Annotated in this window: 9 protein-coding genes and 2 other annotated features; all 9 genes read left to right on the top strand. The window is 36.8% G+C overall.

All coding sequences use genetic code 11. The features are described from left to right. Positions 1-160 precede the first annotated feature (160 nt). The 9 genes from mreC (at position 161) to B2V22_RS04580 (ending at position 7,847) form a co-directional block, all read left to right on the top strand. Positions 161-1,078, top strand: coding sequence for a rod shape-determining protein MreC (gene mreC, locus B2V22_RS04620; protein ID WP_290490805.1), 918 nt, complete (start codon positions 161-163; stop codon positions 1,076-1,078). A gap of 11 nt (positions 1,079-1,089) precedes the next feature. Next, positions 1,090-1,611, top strand: a complete 522-nt coding sequence (gene mreD, locus B2V22_RS04615; RefSeq protein WP_290490804.1) for a rod shape-determining protein MreD — start codon at positions 1,090-1,092, stop codon at positions 1,609-1,611. 45 nt (positions 1,612-1,656) lie between these two features. Beyond that, positions 1,657-1,875 (top strand) — a binding site (T-box leader). Positions 1,876-1,932: 57 nt separating this feature from the next. Then, the gene (locus B2V22_RS04610; protein ID WP_290490803.1) at positions 1,933-3,387 is read left to right on the top strand and encodes an ABC transporter permease subunit; all 1,455 of its coding nucleotides are present in this window, start codon (positions 1,933-1,935) and stop codon (positions 3,385-3,387) included. Between the two features lie 15 nt (positions 3,388-3,402). Further along, positions 3,403-4,080 (top strand): amino acid ABC transporter ATP-binding protein, encoded by a 678-nt coding sequence (locus tag B2V22_RS04605; protein WP_290490802.1) that lies wholly within the window; start codon positions 3,403-3,405, stop codon positions 4,078-4,080. 102 nt (positions 4,081-4,182) lie between these two features. After that, positions 4,183-4,258, top strand: a sequence feature (ribosomal protein L21 leader region). Between the two features lie 15 nt (positions 4,259-4,273). After that, positions 4,274-4,582: a 50S ribosomal protein L21 gene (gene rplU, locus B2V22_RS04600; RefSeq protein WP_290490801.1), complete on the top strand. Its 309-nt coding sequence runs from the start codon at positions 4,274-4,276 to the stop codon at positions 4,580-4,582. Positions 4,583-4,598: 16 nt separating this feature from the next. After that, the gene (locus B2V22_RS04595; protein ID WP_290490800.1) at positions 4,599-4,946 is read left to right on the top strand and encodes a ribosomal-processing cysteine protease Prp; all 348 of its coding nucleotides are present in this window, start codon (positions 4,599-4,601) and stop codon (positions 4,944-4,946) included. Between the two features lie 13 nt (positions 4,947-4,959). Next, complete coding sequence (gene rpmA / locus B2V22_RS04590; RefSeq protein ID WP_290490799.1) at positions 4,960-5,247, top strand: 50S ribosomal protein L27; 288 nt, start codon at positions 4,960-4,962, stop codon at positions 5,245-5,247. A 228-nt stretch (positions 5,248-5,475) separates the two neighbouring features. Then, positions 5,476-6,510 carry a class I SAM-dependent methyltransferase gene (locus B2V22_RS04585; RefSeq protein ID WP_290490798.1) on the top strand — a complete coding sequence of 345 codons (1,035 nt, stop codon included), beginning with the start codon at positions 5,476-5,478 and terminating at the stop codon, positions 6,508-6,510. A gap of 134 nt (positions 6,511-6,644) precedes the next feature. Beyond that, on the top strand, positions 6,645-7,847 hold the full coding sequence (locus B2V22_RS04580) for an acetate/propionate family kinase (RefSeq protein ID WP_290490797.1): 1,203 nt from the start codon (positions 6,645-6,647) through the stop codon (positions 7,845-7,847). The last annotated feature ends 63 nt before the right edge of the window (positions 7,848-7,910 follow it).

The raw sequence follows: 7,910 nt of genomic DNA, 5'->3' as shown, positions 1-7,910 counted from the left end.
CCTATATATTGTAGAGCCCTTTTTTCGTTTATGCATTTTATATTCTCTTAAGATTATCCTAAAATAAACATTAAGGATAGAAATGCATAGATAAACATTACAAATTAACTTTAGACTTTGTTATAATAAATACCATATGTAAGTGAAGGGATGGATAATATTGCGACGATTTTTTGAAAATAAAAAATTAATTGTCCTGCTTGTTAGTGTCATCACTTCATTCAGTATGATTGCCTACTCAATATTTAGTCAATCACAGATGCCCAAACCAATCTTATGGGTGAATGATGTGACCGCTGTTGTGGGTAGATTTGTTTCTACACCTACGAATGCGATGATGCGCTTTACAGATTCAATTAACGATTTAATGAACACTTATGAAGAAAACCAACGATTGAAAAGCCAAATTTCTTCGCTTGAGGAACTAGAAGCTCAAAATGAGATATTACAAAGTGAGAATGAAGAATTATCTGCCTTACTAGACTTACAACCGTCTTTGGTGGGTAAAAATGTAATTGCTTCATCTGTTATTTCTAGATCACCTGATACTTGGTTAGACTCTATTACAATTGATGTGGGATCCAATAGTGGCGTTGAGAAGAACATGTCTGTAATGACTGAGAGTGGTCTTGTTGGGCATGTAACTGAAGTATCTGCTACTAGTTCTAAAGTTCAGTTACTAATTACTGAAAATAATCAAATGACGAATGTTGCTGTCAGTATTCAAACGGCTGATGGTATTGTGTCTGGTATTTTATCCGACTATGATGAAAAATCACAGGAATTAATTCTTGAACAAGTGCCGAAAGATGCTCAAATTTCTGAAGGTAACACTGTGACAACAAGTGGGCTTGGTGGGGTATCTCCAGAAGGGTTAATTATTGGTGAAGTAACCTCAGCTTCATCTGATAACTTTGGCTTGTCTCAGTCTGTTAAAGTAAAACCAGCTGCTGACTTTAAAGATATCCGAACTGTATTGGTTGTAATGACTTTGAATGACTCTTCAGGCGACTCATCTGTTGATAGTGAGGATCAAGCTGATGAATCATCTTCTGCCTCTTCAGCTAGTGATGAGTAGGGGAGGTCAGTATGTTACATTTTTTTAAGAATAACTTTTTGATTCCAAGTTTTGTATTCTTAATTCTATTGTTAGATGGTAGTGTAATGACCATGCTATCCTACAGTTTAGGGAGTGAGAACTTTCAAATCAGTCCCCAGTTTACGCTGATGGTGATCACCTTACTCGCTGTATATTTAATGAATGATACGAATATATTCTTAGTGAGCATTGTCATAGGGTTTATATACGACGCCTATTATTCTTCAATCTTGGGTGTGAATTTATTCCTATTTCCGATAATCGTCATTCTAACTAGGGCTGTCATTAAAAAGTTCCCAATGAATTTTTATACAATCTGGTTGTGGCTATTAATTGTTTATACTGGTTATACGCACTTTATCTATGCCTTGTATTATTTAATCGACATACATAATAGCGCCTATAATTACTTTTTAAGCCAAAACTATATACCATCATTATTATTCAATGCTTTCTTAGGATTTATTTTTATTTGGCTAATTCAGAAATTAGTGATTTGGTTTGAAAAATAATGCTTGATTAAAAATTAAAAAATGATTATAATGAATTTACAAATATGAAAAGTGTTGATTGGAAGAGGTTACGAACCTTTTATTAAAGAGAGCCTAGCGAAGCTGAGAATAGGTATAAAAATCGTATCTACACACCCAAGAGCAAATTATTAAAGATAATTCGTGCGTGAGCGTTAATCACAGTGTCAAGTTTGACATGCAGAGATAGTAATCGCGAGGTTACTATGAAAAAAGGTGGAACCACGTTTATTTCACGTCCTTTTATACCAACGGAGTTTGGTGTAGAAGGGCGTTTTTTTATTCAACTGGAGGGTGGAAGTAATGAAGAATTTTACATTTAGTAATCTATTATTATCAATTATTTTATCGTTAGGATTAGTGTTTGCTGTAGGACAAACATCAGTTAAAGCAACGGAATCTGAGAATACGAGCGGCGAAACTTATGTTATCGGTTTAGACGATACATATGCACCGATGGGTTTCCGAGATGGTTCAGGTGAATTAGTCGGCTTTGACATTGACTTGGCCAATGCCGTAGCCGACCTTTATGGATGGAGTCTTGAGTTTCAACCAATAGACTGGGCGATGAAAGAAACTGAGTTAAATTCAGGGAATATCGATATGATCTGGAATGGATATGGTATTACGCCAGAGCGTGAAGAAAAGGTCTTGTTCTCAGAACCCTATATCGAATCTGGACAAACGATTATCAGTAAGAAGGGGTCAGGTATTGAAGAACTTTCAGATTTAGCGGGTAAAACAATAGCCACTCAATCTGGGTCAACAGCCTTAACATTCATGCAGGAGTGGCCAGATGACTTATACAATCAATTAGCTGATGAACCCATCTTATATCCTTCATACAATGAAGTATTTGCTGATCTGGATGCTGACCGGGTAGACGCAATCTATGCTGGGGATATTTATTCTCGTTATACCTTAAATCAAAAAGGGACTTTGGATGAATATGAGTACTTTGTAGATGAAACATCTATCGAACCGATGGGTGTTGGTTTTAGAAAATCTGATACCGAATTAAAAGAACAAGTGGATGCGGGGATTGAAGAGTTAAGACAAAATGGTACATATGATGAAATTGATGCGAAATGGTTTGGTGAAGATTCAGAATCAACGGGCTCATCAAATATTGTGATGACAGTATTACCATCATTATTAAACGGATTAAAACTCACTTTACTTTTATTTGCAATCGTATTAGTCATTTCAGTACCAATCGGTTTCTTAATCGGTATCTTACGTGTCTTTGGACCAAAATGGTTACAAGGAATTATTGAAGCTTATGTTTTCATCATGCGTGGTAGTCCACTAATGCTTCAATTGATGGTGATTTTCTTTGGTTTACCATATATTGGTATCGCTATGGATCGATTCCCAGCAGCTGTTCTTGCATATGTGATTAACTATGCTGCTTATTTTGCAGAAATCTTTAGAGGTGGTATTTCAGCAGTGCCGGACGGTCAATATGAAAGTATTTCGGTATTAGGTATTGGTAAAATCCGTGGTTTTAGAAGAATTATCTTACCACAAGTAGTAAATATTGTATTACCTTCAATTGGTAACGAAGTGATTTCCTTAGTTAAAGATACTTCATTAGTATATGTTATCGGTCTTGGTGAGTTACTAAGAGCCGGAAATATCGCAGCGAATACCTATGCATCGCTAGCACCATACTTAGTTGCGGGAGCTATATACCTAATCGTCACAGCAGGACTCACATTCGTCTTACGCAAATTTGAAAACCAATTGAAATGGTAAAAGGGAGGTCATCGTATGTCATTGAAAGTATCAGGACTAAATAAGGCTTATAAGGATAACCAAGTTATTAAAGATTATAATTTTGAAATCAACCCAGGTGAAGTGGTGATTTTACTAGGTCGTTCAGGGACAGGTAAAACAACATTTATGCGTATTATCAATAATCTTGAAGAAGCTGACCGCGGCACGATTGAAATTAATGGCAAAGTCTTATCAAAAGATAACGGCACTAAAGCTGTCTATAGTTCAAATAGTGAACGCCGTGCTTATCAAAATGAATTAGGGATGGTTTTCCAGGATTACCAATTGTTTCCGAATTTAACCGTGATTCAAAATCTGATTGAAGCCCCCTTAGCACAAGGTCTGAAAAATAAAGCAGCATTGATTGAAGAGGGTAAAAAATTATTAGCAGATGTTGGTTTATCTGACAAAGCAGATGTATTTCCATCCACATTATCAGGTGGACAGAAGCAACGGGTGGCAATTGCTAGAGCGTTAATGTTAAACCCAAGTGTATTGTGTTTTGATGAACCTACTTCAGCTTTGGATAGAGAGTCAGCTGATCAAATCGGTGGTTTGATTACGGCCTTAGCTAAAGAACAAGGCAAAGCCATACTGATTGTTACCCACGATACAGTCTTTGGTAAACAGATTGGGACAAGAATTGAATCATCTACTGCATTCGCCAAATAGTCCAAAGAAGATTTTATCAACTTTTTAACTTAATGATGATGGTTTTTCTTGACGAAGTTAGGTTAATTTGGTAATATATATGATGTTGTAAAAAGTGTGAGCACCACACTGCAACCGCACATGACATCGTATGTTAAGAGTCGAAAGACCACGTGTCGTGGCGAGTCTAAGTCTATATAAGGAGGTGCGTTAGATGTACGCAATTATTAAAACTGGTGGAAAACAAATTAAAGTTGAAGCTGGACAAGCTATCTACATTGAAAAATTAAATGCAGAAGCAGGAGAAAAAGTTACTTTTGATCAAGTAGTTTTTGTTGGTGGTGACGATGTTAAAGTAGGAACACCTTTAGTTGAAGGTGCGACTGTTGAAGCAACTGTTGAAAAACAAGGTCGTCAAAAGAAAGTAACAACTTTCAAATACAAAGCTAAAAAAGATTCTCACCGTAAACAAGGTCATCGTCAACCATACACTAAAGTTGTTATCGACTCAATCAACGCTTAATTAAAAGTGTGATGACATGATTCAAGCAATTTTTAAAACTGACGAGAAAGATCAATTTGTTAGCTTTGAAGTTTCTGGCCACGCATTTGCTGGTGAATATGGGCAAGATGTTGTCTGTGCAGGCGTATCCGCAGTAGTTTTATCAACTGTGAATAACCTGACACGTATGGCAAGTATCGAACCGCTTATTGAAGCCGATGAAGAAAATGGCGGTTACTTGTATGTTGAGTTAACCAAGGATCTCTCTACGGAGCAGGGGCAACTTGCTCAAATGTTATTAACAAGTTGCTATTTGGCCTTGTCTGAAGATATTGAAGCCAATTACAGTGACTTTATACATGTATCCAAAACAACGAAATATTAGAGGAGGTTATCCCATGTTGAAATTTAATTTACAATTCTTCGCCCACAAAAAAGGGGGCGGGTCTACTGCCAATGGTCGTGACTCTCAAGCAAAACGTTTAGGTGCTAAACGTGCTGACGGTCAAGAAGTTTCAGGTGGTTCAATTTTATACCGTCAACGCGGTACTAAAATTTACCCAGGTGTAAACGTAGGACGCGGTGGAGACGATACTTTATTTGCTAAAGTTGATGGAATCGTTCGTTTCGAACGTAAAGGCCGTGACCAAAAACAAGTGTCAGTTTACCCAGTAGCTGCTGAATAATCTGATATGAATAGAGCGCTTGAACTTAAGGTTCAGGCGCTTTTCTTTTGCCTGGAAAAATCCCCTAATCTGTTTAGAACAGCTTAGGTTATTGTTGCTATTTTGGCATAAAGACAAGATGGATGTATCGTTGATTGCTTGTCGTGTGTTTTAGTCGCAATGATTGACAGGAAGCTATTCTTCGTTGAAAATAGGTATGTAGTAGCATAATGAGAGAGAGGAAGTACTATGTCAGTAGAAAATATCAACCAATTATTTGGTGTATTGCATGACTCAACGATTTTGATTCAGGAAGCGCTGGAGTTTTCTTACCTAGAAGCTTTATTTGAAACTTTGCAAAATCTTGCTGATGGTGAAGTGCAACAAATCGACCAGCGACCAAGTGATGAAGTGGCTGAGCAATTGAAAGAGATTTATAGTAATATCAATCTTCAAGAATACGAAGCTGAAGATATTCGTAAGGCGGTTCAATTTGCCTTTATTGAAGGGGAAAAAGCTGATCAATTACAAGCTAATTATCATATGACACCTGAAGCTATCGCGGTTTTAATGGGGTACTTTGCTACTAAACTGGTAGACCATGGGCATCTAGCTGATAAAGCAGATCATACGGAGATCACCTTCTTTGATTCGACAATGGGGACTGGAAACTTGTACGCCATTATTTATAATGCTTTGAAGGCTTCTGGTTATAAAATTCAAGGATTTGGCTATGATAACGATGACTTAATGTTGTCAATCGCGGATGTTTCCACCCGTCTACAAGATATCCCAGCTAATTTATATTTAGGAGATTCATTACAAAATCTGATTGTCCCACCAAGTGATCTAATTGTAGGTGATTTACCCTTAGGCTATTATCCAGTAGATGAAGTAGCAGACACCTATTCTTCGGCTAAAAATCGTGCGGAAGGTCAACATGCTTTTGTTCATTATTTGATGGTAGAACAAGGGTTACGTTACTTGAAACCGAATGGTTGGGGTATTTATATTGTGCCTGCTGGCCTTATCCAAGATGAAAATATAAAGACCTTAATTGAAGCCATTGGTGAGCATGGTTATTTCCAAGCTTTATTGTCACTACCAAGCAATCTTTTCAATAATGAGAAATCTAGAAAAGCTATTTTATTAGTGCAAAAAGCGGGCGACAAGGCTAAACAAAGTGAGAATGTACTTGTCGGTGAAATTCCGGACTTGAAGAGTCAGGAAGAATTGCCTAAGTTTTTGGGGGCTTTTGAAAACTTTCTTGAGAAAATGAAGTAGGCTTTGAAATAGCTACTTTGCAAAAAATGCATTTCCCAGAGAATAGAATCCAAATGTCTTTACCATAACGAAACATGTCATGTTATAATGAAGTATATTAAATAATATTGATTTAAGATTAAAGGAGAGAAAGCATGTCTAAAGTAATTGCTGTAAACGCAGGTTCTTCTAGTTTAAAATTTAAAATTTACGAAGTGCCTAGTGAAGAGGTTGTAGCTTCAGGTCAAATCGACCGTATTGGAATCGGTAACTCTAACATTTCTATTAAGTATGGTGAAGGCCAAAAATTTGAGGATGTTAAAGATATTGATAACCATGAAGTAGCTATTGAATTCTTATTAAACCAATTAAGCACTTTAAACATTATTACTAGTTATGATGAAATTTCTGGTACTGGTCACCGTGTGGTAGCTGGTGGAGAAATATTTAAAGAGTCTACGTTATTAGATGACGAAGCAATTCAAAAAATTGAGGAGTTAGCAGAATTTGCACCTCTACATAATGTACCAGAAGCTCGAGCTATTCGCGCTTTCCAAAAAGTATTGCCTGGGAAACCTGCTGTCGGTATTTTTGATACGTCGTTCCACTCAACAATGCCTGAAGTAGCATATTTATATTCTATTCCGTTAGAGTACTATGAAGAATTTGGTGCTCGTCGTTATGGTGCACATGGTACTTCACACAGATATGTAGCCAATCGAGCAGCTGAACTAATGGGTAAACCTATTGAAGATTTAAAAATTATCACTTGTCATTTAGGTAACGGTGGTTCTATTACTGCTGTAGATGGTGGTAAATCTGTTGATACTTCTATGGGATTCACACCATTAGCGGGTATTACAATGGGTACACGTTCTGGTGATATTGATACATCTTTAGTTCAATTTTTAATGAAGAAATTAAATATTACTGATATCGATGACATGGTCTCTATTTTGAATAATAAATCTGGTTTATTAGGTTTATCAGGTGTTTCATCTGATATGCGTGATGTTGAAGATGCAGCTGATAATGGTGACGAACGTTCACAAACTACCTTAGAAATCTTCTACGACCGCGTACGTAAATACATTGGTCAATACATCGCTGTAATGGGTGGCGTTGATGCCGTTGTATTTACAGCTGGTATTGGTGAAAACTCTGGCCGTACACGTGCAGAAATCATTGATGACCATATGGCATTCTTCGGTATGAAGATCGATGAAGCAGCAAATGATACACGTGATGAAGCAAAAATTTCTAGCGAAGATTCGAAAGTTGCAATTTACACTATTCCAACCGACGAAGAGTTAGTAATCGTTCGTGATACTGTACGTTTAGGTAACATTAACGAATAATCAAACATTTTCCAAAAGACTCAAGCTGTCTCTAATAAGATAGGCTCTTCGTCAAATAGGACT

Origin of the sequence: Aerococcus sp. UBA6277 (genome assembly GCF_002440555.1) — a bacterium.
In the GTDB taxonomy this organism is placed as follows: domain Bacteria; phylum Bacillota; class Bacilli; order Lactobacillales; family Aerococcaceae; genus Aerococcus.
This window is presented reverse-complemented; position numbering and strand designations above follow the sequence as displayed.